Below are 15727 nucleotides of genomic sequence, written 5' to 3' on the forward strand. Positions count from 1 at the left end.
TAAACTCTGCCATGGCTTAATACCTAATTTCTAGCTTAATCTGGCTAAGTTTTTTATTATTCTCTGGCTTTAAACTCTCTGCCAGCTCACGCAAACTTTTACTATCAAAATAATAACCAAAACACACCACCACAGTAGGACTAAATTCCCTATCCCCATCCATGGTTTGTAATAGGCTAATTAGATGATAGGTAGTAAATCCTTGATTCATAAGATAGAGATAATTCCCCCCAGTATGGCTCCCATAATAAGCATCATAGCCTGCTAAATCTTTAGCAATTAAGGCTTGAGTAAGCAGAAACCCATCATAGGTTTTCCAAGTGGTGAGCAAAGTTTGCATATCTTCAGGGGTAAGGGTACTGTGATTAAATAGCTGATACTGCTCCTGCTCCTCTGCTTCTTGATGATAATTTTCCCAAATAGGGGTAGTTTCAAATACTTTAAAGCCTAGATCCCCTGTATATTCTGGTTTTTCTTTCTTAATTTTATTACCAGCTCGAATCAGCCGTTCTTTGGTAATCTCAAAAATAGTAGGATTTTTTACTCCTAGCTCATCCTTCACAAAATCATAAGCAGTTTTATTTTTCTTGGGATCAATAGCTTCATTTAGCTGCACCAGAATATATTTTCTGTTTCCCCCATCTTCTGCATTGAGTTGCATTACTGCATCCCCAGTCGTGCCAGAACCAGCAAAGAAATCGAGGATTATGTCATCCTCCTGTGTATTACCAATTTGTAATAAGCACTTAATTAATACTGTTGGTTTTGGAAAATTAAATACCTTAATAAGGGTATCAAACAATGTCCCTACTTCTTCACTTCCACGTGCTGTGTTTTTAGCGTAGTCGATCCAAGTAGAAAATTTTTTTGTATTGTATTCGCCTTCTAACGGTTGATATATCTTTTCATAAACTATATAAGTTCCAGACTCTTCATCTTTAAGAAATTCTATATTCCCTTGTTGTATTTCATCTAACATTTTTTGTTTTTTCCACCTCCAACGTCCATCTTCTCCTTGTGGTAACATAGGATACACAGTTGCTCCATCTGGAGCAGAGATGGAATAGAATAGATTAGGTCTATCTAATCTACGGCTATTTGCTCCCCATTTTCTGGCAAGTTGAGTTTTATAGAATCTTTTTTTGCCACCGTCGTATTTTGGAAATTTTTCATCCTTCTTAATTTGTTCCCCAATAGTGAATCTACTTTTTGAATACATACAAATGTATTCATGTGCAACTATCAAAAATTTATTATCAGCTCCACCTCCTTTTCCTTTCCATGGAATTTGGGCAATACTGTTTTCTTCCCCAAATACATCATCCATGAGCATTTTGAGTTGAGCCACTTCATTATCATCAATGGAGATAAAAATCACCCCATCTTCCCGAAGCAGTTGTTTGGCAATATAAAGCCGAGGGTACATAAATGTGAGCCATGCACTATGGCTATTACTCTTACTTTGGGTAAAGTTTAGAATGCGTTTGGCTTGTTCCTCGTCAATATCTAATATTTTCTGTAATTCTTCAGCACGGTATTTCCGATTGTCCTGATAGACAAAGCCATCATTGCCTGTGTTATAGGGCGGATCAATGTAAATCATTTTCACCTGTTCATGGTATGCACCAACTAAGTGCTTTAATACCTCAAGGTTATCGCCTTTAATCAACAGATTTTGGGATTGAGTATGTTCCAGTTGATTGTTATGGAGGGTGTCTTCTTTTAATAAAGTGGTGGCAGGATCGGTGGCAAGTAATCGGGCATAATTCTTACCCAACCAACCCATAGAATAGCTTTCTTCAGATATGTCAATTTCTTGCCTACCTAGGGCTTGAGTGAATTTATCGAGTAAAAACTGACCGCTTTTATCAAAATATTGAGAAAAATGAGTTTGTAATAAATCCAGCTCACTAGGAATATGAATATTATGGGTAATAGAATTTTGGGTGAATTTTGATAAAGACTCCACCCTAGCATCAATACTGCTCATTTTTATCTCCTAGATGGTTTTAAGTTAGTTATAGTTATTAATTTATTTTTATTATTTTATCATTATCAATAAATACAAATAGATATTAATTATATTTAATCTAATATATTTGTATAATCAATAAACTGACTGTAAAGGATTGCTAAGAAGGATTGGATCTAAGTGGAGAGAAAAAAATATTTATGCTTTAGTAGAATAAAACTTAGGAAATAATAAATTAGGCTGTATTAAATATCATGGAATCCAAAACAAACTTTTTAAAAGATAAAGCAATAACTGAGGAAAAGGATAATTCTAGTGCAGTGCTAAAAGCTGAACGTACGCCCGGACTTTCAAGAGGTAAAGGAATAATAGCCCATGATTTTGATGCTCCCCTTCCTGAAGAGATTTTAAAAGAGTTTGAGAAGTGAGTTTAAATACTTGGTGAAAGGTTTAAAGTAACCAGTGATTAAACTTCTAACCGCTGTAATTTTTCTTCAATGGCATCGATTTATGCCCCGATGCTAAAACTGCCTTACGGTGTAATTCTGGATTAATTCGTACATTAAATGTCCCTTTGAGGGGCTTATCCGGGATTTTATCCAATTCGGCACAGGATTCTAAATACTCATCCACGGATTGCTGAAAGGCTTGTTCTAATAGTTTTAAGGTTTCTCCTTCATAGGTGACTAAATCTCGGATAAATTCTAGCTTACCAAATAATGCCCCTGTTTTAAGATCAGGTTCAATGGTACCTAAATAATCCTTATATTCTAAGTAATTCATCTTAAGTTCCTTGTGGCGTGTAAATCATGTACTTTAGGGCATGGAGGAAACGCCATATTAGTTGATTGGTTTATCACATTTTTAATGATAAAATGTGAGACATGAAACACCGTGCTTATAAATTCCGCTTTTACCCAACTGATGAACAAGCTAAATTGCTTGCTCAAACGTTCGGTTGCGTGCGGTTTGTCTATAACACGATATTGCGTTGGCGCACTGATGAGTATTACCAAGGCAAAGCAAAAATAGGTTATATTCAAGCAAGTGCTAAACTCACTGAATTGAAAAAACAACCTGAATTTGCTTTTTTAAATGATGTGTCTTGCGTTCCCACTCAACAAGCCCTTAGACACCAACAAACAGCGTTTAAGAACTTCTTTGAGGGTCGCACCAAATATCCAACATTCAAAAAGAAAACTCATCGGCAATCGGCTGAATTTACCAAAAGTGCGTTCAAATACACGGACGGTAAAATATACATTGCCAAAAGCAAAGAACCCCTTGATGTGCGTTGGTCTAGGCAACTGCCAAGTGAACCTAGCATTATTACTATTTCCAAAGACTGTGCAGGGCGGTATTTTGTATCGTGCCTGTGTGAATTTGAAAATCAAACCTTGCCAAAATCTGATACCAATATCGGTATCGACGTTGGTATTAAACACCTGTTTGTTACCGATAGTGGTATCAAAATCGATAATCCTCGCCTGACAGCTCAATACGCCACCAAACTTGCCAAAGCCCAAAAAACCTTGAGCCGTAAAAAGCTCGGTTCGGCTAATCGTGCCAAAGCTAGATTGAAAGTGGCTCGTATTCACGCCAAAATCTCCGATTGTCGATTAGATAACTTACACAAGTTATCTCGCAAATTAGTAAACGAAAACCAAGTTATTTGTGTTGAATCGCTTCGTGTAAAAAACATGATTAAGCACCCCAAATTATCCAAAGCGATTGCTGATTGTAGTTGGGCTAACTTTTTGACCCAATTAAAATACAAGGCGGATTGGGCTGGACGAACAGTTGCCAAGATAGACCAGTTTTTCCCAAGTTCTAAACGCTGTTCTAATTGTGGTTTTACTTTACCTTTTTTAGCCCTTGATACTCGCCATTGGGATTGCCCCGAATGCAAAACTACACATGATAGAGATATCAATGCTTCTAAAAACATACTAACCGCAGGACTTGCGGGGCTTGCCTTTGGAGAGAATGTAAGTCTTGTGTAGTTAGTCTGCATAAGCTAATCTCGTTGAATTAGGAAATACCCAGTAGCGATATTGGGAATCCCCTCACTTTAGGGAGGGGAGGATGTCAATGTTTATATTCCTCAATAAAATGGTTTATTGTTTTTAATTCAATAAAAAAAAGAGGAATAAACCTTATAAGATCTATTCCTCTTCTTTGTGAAGGGTAGTTTAATTTTGTGGATTGCTATCGCTTATAGCATTTAAGCGTTCTAGCAATTCATTTGCCACTTCTGGGGTAATAAGATTTTGTGACGTTGCTAATTCTCCAGTTAAATTATCTAGATCGGCTGAGTTGGCTTCGTCTTTTACTGAAGCGGTTTTAACCGAAGCAGTATTCAATGCAGATGGATTTAAGCTAACTCGATTAGCTAAAAACATTGAACCATTACTTAGAGATAGATTTGCCATTTCCTCTGCTGTAAGAGGCCCCTTAGAATTACTAATTATACCTATCATTTCATTCAACCCTCTTAGAGTAGCTACAAAAAATTGAGTATCTGAATCACCAAGCATGCCAAGATAAAGATTCTCTACCCCTGGATAAGGTCCTATTATTACCATTGATGTCCTTAATGTTCCAATATAAGTTCCAGCGACTATAGGTTCACCACCTTCTAAAGTGTCTTTCTTGGTAAGATTTACTAGACCTCCCGTGCTAACTAGAAGATTTGCAGGTGTGTACGTTGTTGACCAAAATCCAATTAAGGAATATACCTTGTTTGGCCCATAATTATAGTTAAACCGATGAATCCTAATTCCATTCACAGATAAATTACTTGAGCTATCCCAACGGTAAACATCGGTGTCCACAGGGGTAGAGGAATGATCTGGATTGGTTTTCACCATTTGGACTTGAGCCGTGTCATTATTGAAAATTCCATTGCCACTAGTCCAGGTGCCATCTAACTTGAATTTAGAGACAAAAAGCATATTATTTTGGGACTCAATATTAATGCCACTAAATTGATCGGTGGCCTGATCGGCCACATACCAACCATTTTCTGGTGCAAGTTGAGCTTGAGCATTTATAGATAATCCGAGTAAAAAAATACTAGTGAGTAAGTTTAGTTTTTTCATTGTTTTAATATTCCTAATAAAATGGTTTGTTTTTTATATTAAGCGGTTGTTTTAGTGCGGTATAGATACCAAACTAGTAATTGCTCATATCGTATATCTCATCTTCAACCACCATTTTGTAAAGATAGAGATTTTTACCTTTTACTTGCAATAATGGTATAGCCGACAAGGTCACTTAACTCACCATTGGATATAGCATTTGCTGGTAAAGCGAAAAGTAATAGGAATGCACTAGAGATTATTCTCTTCATTTTTTTGATATTCCTTGTCTTTCAGAAGAGAAAACAGCTTAAAAGCTACATTCTTTACCTAGAGTTTGGCGGACTAATTCAATGCCGGTGAGATCAAAGGTATCGGTGATGCCATTGCCTTGGACAAAGAGGTACTTACCTTTTTTCTGTTCAATTTGTTTGAACATATCTTCGGGCCAATAGTGGCTACGACCGCCCATTAATTCTCCTCGGTAGGCTTCCATATTGGTTTCCAGATTGAGAACCATTTTTTCAATGTTGCCACTGTCAATGCGGTAGTTAAAATCATGTTCCGTAACTAGTCTTTGTCTTATTTTAGAATCACCGGTGGTAGTATTTAATAATGCCCAGTAGTAATTGTTATGTTTCTCTCTAGTTTCCGTTTCGGTCTGTATCCAAGGTTGTTTTAAGCGGGTGTTCAGAACAAGATCATTATTTCTACAGCTGAAGAAAAATTGATATTGCTCATTGGCACTGACACCCCACACGGTGGCACCCATAATCCCTGCGGTGGGATGAGTGATAGGATCTAGCACTTCCCAGCCATAGCTAGCACTACTGGCAAGAAGGTAGACGATACTGACTATTATTTTTTTCATTTTGCAGTTCCTCAGTATTGAGTAAATATGGTTTATTACTTATGGTTATTGAAGCATTAGCTTTTTAATAAAAGCTAAAAAAAACTAGCATTTTACCCCCCCCCCGATGATAAATAACAAGCTGAATTTATTATAAAAATAAATATTCTTATAATCATTAGGGTAGAAAAAGATGAAACCTAAAAAGAGATTATTAATAAAGGATTTTATTAGAAGAAAGAGAAAAATTGTTTTTAAGTGTTAGGAGGAATCAGTGGGTTATTTGGATAATAACTAAGAGAGATATTGGCTAGTATCCATTAGCAGAAAGCATTAAAATTTCAATTTTTTAAGTAGATTTTACCTATGCCTGATCCCCAATATTCTAATTCTGCCATTCGTAGCTTTGTTCGTAGGGAAGGACGAATTACGGTTGCTCAAAAAAAAGCCTTAGAAGAATTATGGTCTAAGTATGGATTAACATTACAAAGTGATAGCTTAGAGTTAGCCAGTATTTTTCCTATCCAAACACCCATCGTGCTAGAAATTGGCTTTGGTAATGGGGATTCTTTAGCGAGGCAAGCCTTAGAGAATCCTGCAATCAATTTTCTTGGGGTAGAAGTCTATCGCCCGGGCATTGGTCATTTACTCACCCAAATAGAATCTTTAGCTTTAACTAATTTGCAACTGATCAATGAAGATGGGGTTAAAGTGTTGACCAGCCTTGCTGATCAATCTTTAGCAGGGGTGCAGATTTTTTTTTCTGATCCTTGGCCCAAAAAACGCCATCACAAACGGCGATTAATTCAGCCTGCTTTTGTAGATTTACTCTGGCATAAAACAATACCTCAAGGTTGGGTGCATTTAGCTACAGATTGGGAAAATTATGCTATACACATGAATATGGTATTTGAACAATACGCAGGATTTTCTCCTTGCTTGCATGAAGAAATACCTAAACAAGCTCCTCAGCGACCGCTGACTAAGTTTGAGAATCGGGGGCAAAACTTAGGTCATGGTATCTGGGATTTGTGGTTTAGGCGAATTTAGTACCTTGATTAATAAAAAATTAATATTTTAATTTTATAATCAAAATATTACTATATTTATTTTAAATAAAATCAAATGATTAGTAGTATTAATTTGTATCCATTCATAAAACTACTTTTTTATAATATAAAATTAACAAGTAACTAAAAATTCTTACCGAATACGAGGTATAAAAAAATGAAAAAAATTAAGGGTATTCACTTTATAGAAAAAGCCGATGAGTATCGGTGTATTGATAGGGATAATGATATATGGGAAAGCGGTGAATGGGAGATCTCACAAAATCAGATAGAACACCTTATAGGTGGCTATATTCTTTTACACAGAAACGAGGATGATCCTTCCTATCTTGGGGGGCGTATTAGTGATATTCGAAGTGGTACAAAAAAAGGGCGGGTAGTTTTCCAGTTTGCCTTTGATTATCGATGTATTGGTAGAAATACAGATAGTTCTGGGTGGATGAATGAAAAAAAATATGATTATTATGAGTGATAGGTAATTTTTTGAAATTATCCTAGCTAGATAGAATAAACCCCAAATAAGCTATTTATTTGGGGTTTATTATTGTCTTTTGTTTACTAAATATAAATTAAAAATCTTGCATTTTGTCTGTATCATTACCATCGGTAGCAAATCCTGCTTCTCGCATCGCCTCTTCCACCGTATGAAAAGATCCAAACACAAGTATCCGATCTCCGGGTCTTGCATGTCCTAGAGCTTGTAAGTAAGCCATTGGTATACTTGAGCATAAACTGATTTTTTGAGGATCAATAATAGAATTAATGCGCCAGAAAAGTGCATCTTCTGTTAATCCTCGATCCCCCATTAATCCCCCTAAAAACCAAGTATGAATATGATTTTTAAGAATTGCTACTGTACCTTCAATATCCTTATCTGCCAGCATACTAAATACCCCGTAGGTTCTGCCTTGTATGGGGTATTGATCTAGAGATTGAGCGAGTAATTGTGCTCCTTGAGGATTATGGGATACATCAAAGATTTGCTCTACTGTTCCTATGACTCGTTGAAATCTTCCCTGAAGAGTGATCGATTCTAACCCTTTGGGTATAGATTCTTTTGAAGTAGGAAATCGATCCTTGATTAGCTCAAGTGCCATTAATACCCCAGCGGCATTTTGATATTGATATATGCCTTTTAGGTTAGGATGTGGCAAATGGTCATGCTGGGTATGTTTGCTCTCCCAAGACCAATCCTGTTTAGTAAAATGATAGTGGTAATTTTCCCCTGCTTGATAAAAAGAAGTGTTGAGTTCTTTTGCGCGCTTAATAAGCGATTGAGGGGGATCAAAATCTCCGCAAATCGCAAATTGGTTAGGGCGAAAAATCCCTGCTTTTTCTAAACCAATAGCTTCTCGGGTGTTACCTAGAATGTGGGTATGATCCAAATCTACCGTAGTAACTATGGCAATATCTGGATCTAGGGCATTGACCGCATCTAATCGTCCACCCAATCCTACTTCCAATAAGGCAATCTCTATTTTTTCTCTATGGAAAATATCTATTGCCGCTACAGTGCCAAATTCAAAATAACTAAGTGAAGTATTTTGGCGAGCTTTATCAATCCGATCAAATGAATCACAAATAACTTCGTCAGTGACAGGGTTCCCCTGAAGTTTAATCCGTTCGTTGTAGCGAAATAGATGAGGTGAGGTATAACTCCCTACTTTATAACCGGCGATAATTAAAATACTTTCAAGCATGGCGACGGTAGATCCTTTACCGTTAGTGCCTCCCACCGTAATGATAAGAAAGGGTGGCTGAGTTAATTCCATTTGCCGTAGCACAGTTCCTGATCGAACTAACCCCGGATCAATTCTAGGCCAGTGGGCATTTTCTTGCCAATCGAGCCAATCTTGAAGCTGGGAGAATCTAGCCATAAAAATTTAGATAACTAAGTAGGTATTGCAGGCTGATGGGTTAGTATCGCAAGTAAACTGGCAATCCGCTTAGGTAATTCACGGCGATCTACAATCATATCAATAGCACCATGCTCCAATAAAAACTCACTGCGTTGAAACCCTTTAGGTAATTTCTCTCGTACAGTTTGTTCAATGACTCTAGGCCCTGCAAAGCCAATTAAGGCACCGGGTTCAGCGATATTAATATTGCCTAACATGGCAAGACTAGCACTGACCCCTCCCATCGTAGGATCGGTCAATACAGAAATAAAAGGTAATCCAGCTTGATTGAGCTGCGCAAGTGCGGCACTGGTCTTACTCATTTGTAATAGGGAAAATAACCCCTCTTGCATTCTTGCACCACCGCTGGCAGAAAAGCATACCATAGGAATTTTATAGGAAATAGCGACCTCTGCCCCACGGACAAATCGTTCCCCTACTACCGATCCCATAGAGCCACCCATAAAATTAAATTCAAAGGCAGCAACGACTACAGATAGTCCTTGCACATGACCTTTGACTACAATAAGTGCATCATGTTCTCCTGCTGTCTTTTGAGCTTGGGTAATCCGATCTTTGTATTTTTTAGTATCTTTAAATTTTAGGGTATCTACAGGCTGTAAATCAGTACCGACTTCCTCTTGCTCCCCTTGGTCAAGAAATAATGAAAGCCGCCGCCTAGCACCAATACGTTTGTGATCGTCACAATGAGGGCATACATCTAAATTACGCTCTAGCTCCATGTGATATAACACCGAATCGCAGGCACTACATTTGCGCCATAATCCTTCAGGTACTGACTTACGTTTAGGACCTCGAGTCGTTACTTTGGAGGGGATAAGTTTTCTAAACCAATTCATAAGGTTACTTTATCTATTTCTACTCTCATAGCATGGAGAACAGCACTTACTTCTTCTAAAATTTTCTCAGAATCGTTTTGATATTGTTCAATATATTTAATCAATGCAGTCCCTACCACTGCTGCATCGGCTACTGTAGCGATTTGTGCTGCTGAATGGGGATCATGAATTCCAAATCCTACCCCCACAGGAATAGAGGTATAGTGACGAATAGAGGCTACCCGCTCTCCTACTTCCTTTATATCTAAAGCGTTAGATCCAGTCACCCCTTTTAGGGAAACATAATAAATAAAACCTTTTGCTAACTTGCACACTTGCTCAATCCGTTTTGGCGTGCTGGTGGGCGCAAGTAAAAAAATAGGTTCTAATTGATGATCCGTATAAGCTTCAAGTAGTAGTTTTGCCTCTTCTGGAGGTACATCTACCGTAAGTACTCCATCTACTCCATGAGCAGCGGCTTCTTTAGCAAAGCATTGATAACCCATGCTTTCAATCGGATTTAAATAACCCATGAGTACCACTGGGGTATCTAAATCTTGTTGGCGGAATTCTTTTACCATAGCAAGGACTCTAGGCAAAGTAGTCCCTGCTTTCAAAGCCCGTTCGCAAGCCTTTTGAATTACTTGACCATCTGCCATAGGATCAGAAAAAGGTACCCCAAGCTCTAAAATATCTGCTCCGGCTGCTACTAACCGATGCATTAGTGCAACGGTAATTTCTGGGCTAGGATCACCAGCAGTAATATAAGGGATTAGGGCTTTTTTCCCTTGCTGCTTCAAAGTATCAAAACGACACTCAATCCGACTCATAAGGACACTCCTTGAGCCTTAGCGATTGTGGCCATATCCTTATCTCCCCGACCAGATAAATTAACAATGATACTTTGATCGAAAGACATAGTGGGTGCCAATTTCATGGCATAAGCCAGAGCATGGCTACTCTCTAAAGCAGGAATAATCCCTTCGTTTTTTACTAGAGCATAAAGCCCAGCAAGAGCTTCTTTATCCGTAATGGCTACATAATTGGCTCGCCCTGTATCTTTAAGCCAAGCATGCTCTGGTCCAACTCCCGGATAATCTAACCCTGCTGAAATAGAATGAGTATCAATGATTTGCCCATGGCTATCTTCAATTAAATAAGTGCGATTACCATGAAGTACCCCCGGTCTACCGGCACATAGGGAAGCCGCATGACGGCCTGTTTCAATTCCATCGCCTGCAGCTTCTACCCCATAGAGAGCCACTTCTTTGTCTTGAATAAAGGGATAAAATAAGCCCATGGCATTAGAACCACCACCAATACAAGCGACCAGTGCATCGGGGAGTTTGCCCGTTTGTTCTAAAATCTGAGATCGGGCTTCTTGCCCGATAATGGCTTGAAAATCCCGTACCATGGTGGGATAAGGATGAGGACCTGCCACCGTACCAATAACATAAAAAGTATTATCCACTCGAGTGACCCAATCCCGCATGGCTTCGTTCAAAGCATCTTTTAGGGTGCGAGATCCGGAAGTGACCGAAACCACTTCTGCCCCCAGTAACTTCATTCGATACACATTAGGGGCTTGTCGCTCTATATCTTCAGCCCCCATATACACAGTACATTCCATGCCTAAACGAGCAGCTACTGTAGCCGTGGCTACCCCATGTTGCCCTGCCCCCGTTTCTGCAATGAGGCGGGTTTTTCCCATCCGTTGTGCCAGTAAGGCTTGCCCTACCGTATTATTAATTTTGTGCGCCCCGGTATGATTAAGATCTTCTCGCTTTAAGAAAATTTTAGCCCCACCCAGAGATTGACTCCATCGCTTAGCAAAGTATAAAGGAGTAGCCCTACCCACATATTGGATAAGATCGTGTTTTAACTCTGCTTGAAATTCTGGATCGTTACGGTAATGTTCATAGGCTTGACGAAGGGCTTCTACTGGCTCCATTAAAGTTTCAGCAATGAAGCAGCCCCCGTAAGGACCAAAATGTCCCTGATCATCAGGCATCATTTGATAATTATCTTGAATCGGCATTGGCTACTCCCTTCATAAATGCTGCCATTTTTACTGTATCCTTGATTCCTTTACTCCGTTCAATTCCACCACTCACATCTACCCCATAAGGCTTCACTTGTCTAATTCCTTGGGCTACATTCTCTGGAGTTAGTCCGCCAGCAAGGATAATTTCTTTAGTCAAATCTAATGGTATTTTATCCCAATTAAAAGTCTGTCCTGTCCCACCCGGTGTACCTTGCTGATAAGTATCGAGTAAAAGAGCAGCTGCTTCTTGATAAGTTTCTGCCATCTGAGGTAAGGAGATTCCTTCTTTCATGGAAATGGCTTTAATATAGGGTTTATTATAACAGTTACATTGGGCTGGAGATTCATCTCCATGAAATTGGATGGTATCAATGGGTACCGCATGTAACACATCTTTGATTTCCTGTTCCTGGGCGTTGACAAATAACCCTACGATGCTAATAAATGGAGGAAGGGTTTGGGTAATTTCTATGGCTTGGGAAATAGTCACAAATCGAGGACTTTTAGGATAAAACACTAACCCAATGGCGTCTGCCCCATGATGAATAGCAGCAAGGGCATCTTCACGGTGTGTGATACCACAAAATTTTACCCGGGTTCTCATCGCTTAAAAATAATTATGCATTAGAGGATTGCAGGATAGTTAGGTTTAGGTAAATCAAACTGTGCTGGATAATCCACACCTACCAAGTATAAGCCATCGGGCGGTGCAGTAACACCCCCCAACGCTCGAGAGCGTGCTTGAAGTACTTGATCTGCCCATTGGGGTGGTTGTTCGCCTTGACCAATAGTCATTAATACCCCGGCAATATTCCGCACCATATGCTGTAAAAAGCCATTGGCAGCAATATTCATCAAAATCAGATCTTCTTTTTGGATAAGCTCTAGATGATAAATAGTTCGGATTGGACTTTTAGCTTGACAACCAGTAGCACGAAAAGAGGAAAAATCATGCTCCCCGATTAAGTACTGGCTCGCTACTTTCATGGTAGCTAAATCAAGAGAATGACAACACCAAGTGATTCGCTTGTGATGGAGCGCCGATCGCACCCTTCGAGTTAAAATTCGGTATTGATAATAGCGAGCTTGGGCAGCAAACCGAGCGTGGAAAGTATCTTCTATAGGCTTTGCCCACAATACCACCACATCCCGAGGTAAATTGGCATTACAACCAAATACCCAACTATGCTCTGGGCGATATACCTCTGTATCAAAGTGAATCACCTGCACCATGGCATGGACTCCTGAGTCGGTACGACCCGCACAAATCACTTTTACAGGATGATTAGCTACTTTACTAATGGCTTGTTCTAACACTTCCTGAACTGTACGCACTCCCAATTGCTGTTGCCAGCCAGAAAAACGAGTCCCTTCATACTCTACGCCTAGAGCAATTCTCATATCAAAATTTTTTCAGGTAGAATAACAAATTAAAAAATATAAAGAATGATAACCATTTTATTAAGCTACTTAGGAATCCTATGAATATTCTCTCTTCTCTATCCAATGACGCTTGGTTTTTTATTGGTCTGATTTTCTTTCTCTGGCTATATTTTCATTTCCAACTTTATAAAAAAAATGAAAAAGCCATTGCCTATGGTCCTGCTATTCTCACCACCCTTGGTATTTGTGCTACCTTCTTTGGTATTGCTAAAGGGTTGCTTGATTTTGATGTCAATAACATTGAATCAAGCCTTCCGGAATTGTTATCTGGACTAAAGACTGTTTTTTTAGCTTCCTTTGCCGGTGTTTCTGGGGCATTACTCATTAAGCTTCATTACCATTTTCTCTTTCCTCATAAAGAGAGCAGTAATACGGATCATCCAACTTCTTATCAACAAGATATTGCCCCTTTGTTACAAGGTATCCAACAAGCTTTAACAGGTAATGAAGAGACTTCCCTTGTTTCCCAACTTAAACTCCTACGACAAGATTTTAAAGATTCATCTAAGGAGATGAAAGATTCATTCAAGACTGAATTAGGTGAATTTAAAACAGAAAATAATAAAAACTTACATAATCTAGAAATCGCACAAAATGAGGCGATAAAGAAACTCTCTGAAATGGGATCAAAATCTTTGATAGAAGCACTTCAAAGTGTAATTCAAGATTTTAATAATAAACTCACAGAACAGTTTGGGGAAAACTTCAAAGAACTCAATAAAGCTGTGGGTAAGCTGTTAGATTGGCAAGAAAACTATAAAAATCATATCGAGCAAATAACTCAACAATATCAAGCTATTCGTACATCTACAGAAACTGCTACTCAAAATTATCAACAGCTGGTGGATAAATCTAGCATTTTTACTCAAGTTGCCAGCGATCTTTCAGGGTTACTCACCGCTTTAGAAGCCCAAAAAAAGACCTTAATTAATACGCTAGAATCCTTGGGAACACTATTAACCAATGCTTCTGGTAGCTTGCCTGAAATTGAAAATAGAATCATGGAATTAACTGGTCAACTCACCCGAGCAGTAAAAGATAGTCAAGATACCATCAACCAGTCCTTATCAGAAAATACAGCATTACACAAAGCAGCCATAGAGCAGGTTGGAGAAAATCTCAATCAAACCACCCATAATTTAAAAGAAAAATTGGAAGAATTGACCGCTGACACAGCTAAAAAGTTAACCAATTCAACGCAAAATTTAACTCAATCCGTTGAGGAGAATCAAAGAGTAGTTAATAACTCATTATTAAAGAGTACCGAATTACATGAACAATCAGTAAAAGAGGTTGGAGAAAATCTCAATCAAACCACCCATAATTTAAAAGAAAAATTGGAAGAATTGACCGCTGACACAGCTAAAAAGTTAACCAATTCAACGCAAAATTTAACTCAATCCGTTGAGGAGAATCAAAGAGTAGTTAATAACTCATTATTAAAGAGTACCGAATTACATGAACAATCAGTAAAAGAGGTTGGAGAAAATCTCAATCAAACCACCCATAATTTAAAAGAAAAATTGGAAGAATTGACCGCTGACACAGCTAAAAAGTTAACCAATTCAATGCAAAATTTAACTCAATCCGTTGAGGAGAATCAAAGAGTAGTTAATAACTCATTATTAAAGAGTACCGAATTACATGAACAATCAGTAAAAGAGGTTGGAGAAAATCTCAATCAAACCACCCATAATTTAAAAGAAAAATTGGAAGAATTGACCGCTGACACAGCTAAAAAGTTAACCAATTCAATGCAAAATTTAACTCAATCCGTTGAGGAGAATCAAAGAGTAGTTAATAACTCATTATTAAAGAGTACCGAATTACATGAACAATCAGTAAAAGAGGTTGGAGAAAATCTCAATCAAACCACCCATAATTTAAAAGAAAAATTGGAAGAATTGACCGCTGACACAGCTAAAAAGTTAACCAATTCAATGCAAAATTTAACTCAATCCGTTGAGGAGAATCAAAGAGTAGTTAATAACTCATTATTAGAGAATACCGAATTACATAAAAAATCAGTACAAGAAGTCGGAGAAAAACTAGAGCAGAGCACAAAGGATTTAGGCAAAGAGCTAAATAATCTAGTCACCGAGATGGGCAGAAAAATCGCAGATTCGATCCAAAACTCCACTGGGGATTTAGAAAGTGCTATTTCTAAAGTAGGTGAACAAATGAATAATTCAGCAAGTGAATTTATCGATTCGTCTCGCACCAATCAAAAAGAAATTAGTCGTGCAGTGACGGAAAATATAAATCAAATTCGCACTTCTACGGAAGAAGTAGGGCAAGATTTAAAACAATTAAACCAAGAGTTTAATATAAAAATTGAAGAATCTATTGCAAATACCAATAAGCAAGTAGCTACTTTAGATAAAGCACTTTCTGAAGAGCTCACAAAATCCTTAGAAAGTTTAGGGCGGCAGCTAACTAGCTTATCAGAGAGATTTGTTAAAGATTATACCCCATTGACCGAAGAGCTACGCAAGGTAGTGAATATTGCCAATCATAGATAAAAAATAATC

At 38.2% G+C, this 15727-nt stretch carries 15 protein-coding genes; 5 read left to right on the forward strand and 10 right to left on the reverse strand.

Features of this window, described 5'->3' with window-relative positions; all coding sequences use genetic code 11:
• Positions 1-16 precede the first annotated feature (16 nt).
• On the reverse strand, positions 17-1990 hold the full coding sequence (locus OOL07_RS05490) for a site-specific DNA-methyltransferase (protein WP_264695494.1): 1974 nt from the start codon (positions 1988-1990) through the stop codon (positions 17-19).
• 236 nt (positions 1991-2226) lie between these two features.
• Here OOL07_RS05490 and OOL07_RS05495 point away from each other — a divergent pair, with 236 nt between their 5' ends.
• Entirely contained in the window at positions 2227-2400 is a 174-nt protein-coding gene (locus tag OOL07_RS05495) for a hypothetical protein (protein ID WP_264695495.1), read from the forward strand.
• Positions 2401-2446: 46 nt separating this feature from the next.
• Here the strand turns inward: OOL07_RS05495 and OOL07_RS05500 are convergent, their stop codons facing one another.
• Positions 2447-2755, reverse strand: a complete 309-nt coding sequence (locus OOL07_RS05500) for a type II toxin-antitoxin system HicB family antitoxin (RefSeq protein ID WP_264695496.1) — start codon at positions 2753-2755, stop codon at positions 2447-2449.
• Positions 2756-2856: 101 nt separating this feature from the next.
• Between OOL07_RS05500 and OOL07_RS05505 the strand changes: the two genes are divergently transcribed.
• Complete coding sequence (locus OOL07_RS05505; RefSeq protein ID WP_264695497.1) at positions 2857-3975, forward strand: RNA-guided endonuclease InsQ/TnpB family protein; 1119 nt, start codon at positions 2857-2859, stop codon at positions 3973-3975.
• 189 nt (positions 3976-4164) lie between these two features.
• Here OOL07_RS05505 and OOL07_RS05510 read toward each other — a convergent pair whose 3' ends face one another.
• Positions 4165-5073: a hypothetical protein gene (locus OOL07_RS05510; RefSeq protein WP_264695498.1), complete on the reverse strand. Its 909-nt coding sequence runs from the start codon at positions 5071-5073 to the stop codon at positions 4165-4167.
• Between the two features lie 289 nt (positions 5074-5362).
• Entirely contained in the window at positions 5363-5923 is a 561-nt protein-coding gene (locus OOL07_RS05515) for a hypothetical protein (protein ID WP_264695499.1), read from the reverse strand.
• A 345-nt stretch (positions 5924-6268) separates the two neighbouring features.
• Here OOL07_RS05515 and trmB point away from each other — a divergent pair, with 345 nt between their 5' ends.
• Positions 6269-6952 carry a tRNA (guanosine(46)-N7)-methyltransferase TrmB gene (gene trmB / locus OOL07_RS05520; protein ID WP_264695500.1) on the forward strand — a complete coding sequence of 228 codons (684 nt, stop codon included), beginning with the start codon at positions 6269-6271 and terminating at the stop codon, positions 6950-6952.
• 177 nt (positions 6953-7129) lie between these two features.
• Entirely contained in the window at positions 7130-7444 is a 315-nt protein-coding gene (locus tag OOL07_RS05525; RefSeq protein WP_264695501.1) for a hypothetical protein, read from the forward strand.
• 97 nt (positions 7445-7541) lie between these two features.
• Here OOL07_RS05525 and folC read toward each other — a convergent pair whose 3' ends face one another.
• The 6 genes from folC to truA are packed head-to-tail and all read right to left on the reverse strand — an operon-like array spanning position 7542 to position 13154.
• Entirely contained in the window at positions 7542-8849 is a 1308-nt protein-coding gene (folC, locus tag OOL07_RS05530) for a bifunctional tetrahydrofolate synthase/dihydrofolate synthase (protein ID WP_264695502.1), read from the reverse strand.
• Between the two features lie 14 nt (positions 8850-8863).
• Positions 8864-9730, reverse strand: a complete 867-nt coding sequence (gene accD, locus OOL07_RS05535) for an acetyl-CoA carboxylase, carboxyltransferase subunit beta (protein ID WP_264695503.1) — start codon at positions 9728-9730, stop codon at positions 8864-8866.
• Entirely contained in the window at positions 9727-10539 is an 813-nt protein-coding gene (trpA, locus tag OOL07_RS05540; RefSeq protein ID WP_264695504.1) for a tryptophan synthase subunit alpha, read from the reverse strand. The genes accD and trpA overlap by 4 nt, the downstream gene beginning before the upstream one ends.
• The gene (trpB, locus tag OOL07_RS05545; protein ID WP_264695505.1) at positions 10536-11747 is read right to left on the reverse strand and encodes a tryptophan synthase subunit beta; all 1212 of its coding nucleotides are present in this window, start codon (positions 11745-11747) and stop codon (positions 10536-10538) included. The genes trpA and trpB overlap by 4 nt, the downstream gene beginning before the upstream one ends.
• Positions 11731-12357 carry a phosphoribosylanthranilate isomerase gene (locus OOL07_RS05550; RefSeq protein ID WP_264695506.1) on the reverse strand — a complete coding sequence of 209 codons (627 nt, stop codon included), beginning with the start codon at positions 12355-12357 and terminating at the stop codon, positions 11731-11733. Before OOL07_RS05550 ends, trpB begins: the two co-directional genes overlap by 17 nt.
• 20 nt (positions 12358-12377) lie before the next feature.
• Positions 12378-13154 carry a tRNA pseudouridine(38-40) synthase TruA gene (gene truA / locus OOL07_RS05555; RefSeq protein WP_264695507.1) on the reverse strand — a complete coding sequence of 259 codons (777 nt, stop codon included), beginning with the start codon at positions 13152-13154 and terminating at the stop codon, positions 12378-12380.
• 80 nt (positions 13155-13234) lie between these two features.
• Between truA and OOL07_RS05560 the strand changes: the two genes are divergently transcribed.
• Entirely contained in the window at positions 13235-15718 is a 2484-nt protein-coding gene (locus tag OOL07_RS05560) for an apolipoprotein A-IV repeat region-like domain-containing protein (RefSeq protein WP_264695508.1), read from the forward strand.
• Positions 15719-15727: the final 9 nt, after the last annotated feature.

Source organism: Candidatus Nitrosacidococcus sp. I8 (assembly GCF_945836005.1).
Lineage (GTDB): Bacteria > Pseudomonadota > Gammaproteobacteria > Nitrosococcales > Nitrosococcaceae > Nitrosacidococcus.

Bases quoted from the DNA above. Each gene is read 5' to 3' on its own strand.
- trmB (WP_264695500.1), top strand. From the start codon at position 6,269: ATGCCTGATCCCCAATATTCTAATTCTGCCATTCGTAGCTTTGTTCGT.
- accD (WP_264695503.1), bottom strand. From the start codon at position 9,730: ATGAATTGGTTTAGAAAACTTATCCCCTCCAAAGTAACGACTCGAGGT.
- OOL07_RS05500 (WP_264695496.1), bottom strand. From the start codon at position 2,755: ATGAATTACTTAGAATATAAGGATTATTTAGGTACCATTGAACCTGAT.
- OOL07_RS05490 (WP_264695494.1), bottom strand. From the start codon at position 1,990: ATGAGCAGTATTGATGCTAGGGTGGAGTCTTTATCAAAATTCACCCAA.
- OOL07_RS05515 (WP_264695499.1), bottom strand. From the start codon at position 5,923: ATGAAAAAAATAATAGTCAGTATCGTCTACCTTCTTGCCAGTAGTGCT.
- truA (WP_264695507.1), bottom strand. From the start codon at position 13,154: ATGAGAATTGCTCTAGGCGTAGAGTATGAAGGGACTCGTTTTTCTGGC.
- OOL07_RS05495 (WP_264695495.1), top strand. From the start codon at position 2,227: ATGGAATCCAAAACAAACTTTTTAAAAGATAAAGCAATAACTGAGGAA.
- OOL07_RS05510 (WP_264695498.1), bottom strand. From the start codon at position 5,073: ATGAAAAAACTAAACTTACTCACTAGTATTTTTTTACTCGGATTATCT.
- trpA (WP_264695504.1), bottom strand. From the start codon at position 10,539: ATGAGTCGGATTGAGTGTCGTTTTGATACTTTGAAGCAGCAAGGGAAA.
- trpB (WP_264695505.1), bottom strand. From the start codon at position 11,747: ATGCCGATTCAAGATAATTATCAAATGATGCCTGATGATCAGGGACAT.
- OOL07_RS05560 (WP_264695508.1), top strand. From the start codon at position 13,235: ATGAATATTCTCTCTTCTCTATCCAATGACGCTTGGTTTTTTATTGGT.
- OOL07_RS05550 (WP_264695506.1), bottom strand. From the start codon at position 12,357: ATGAGAACCCGGGTAAAATTTTGTGGTATCACACACCGTGAAGATGCC.
- OOL07_RS05525 (WP_264695501.1), top strand. From the start codon at position 7,130: ATGAAAAAAATTAAGGGTATTCACTTTATAGAAAAAGCCGATGAGTAT.
- OOL07_RS05505 (WP_264695497.1), top strand. From the start codon at position 2,857: ATGAAACACCGTGCTTATAAATTCCGCTTTTACCCAACTGATGAACAA.
- folC (WP_264695502.1), bottom strand. From the start codon at position 8,849: ATGGCTAGATTCTCCCAGCTTCAAGATTGGCTCGATTGGCAAGAAAAT.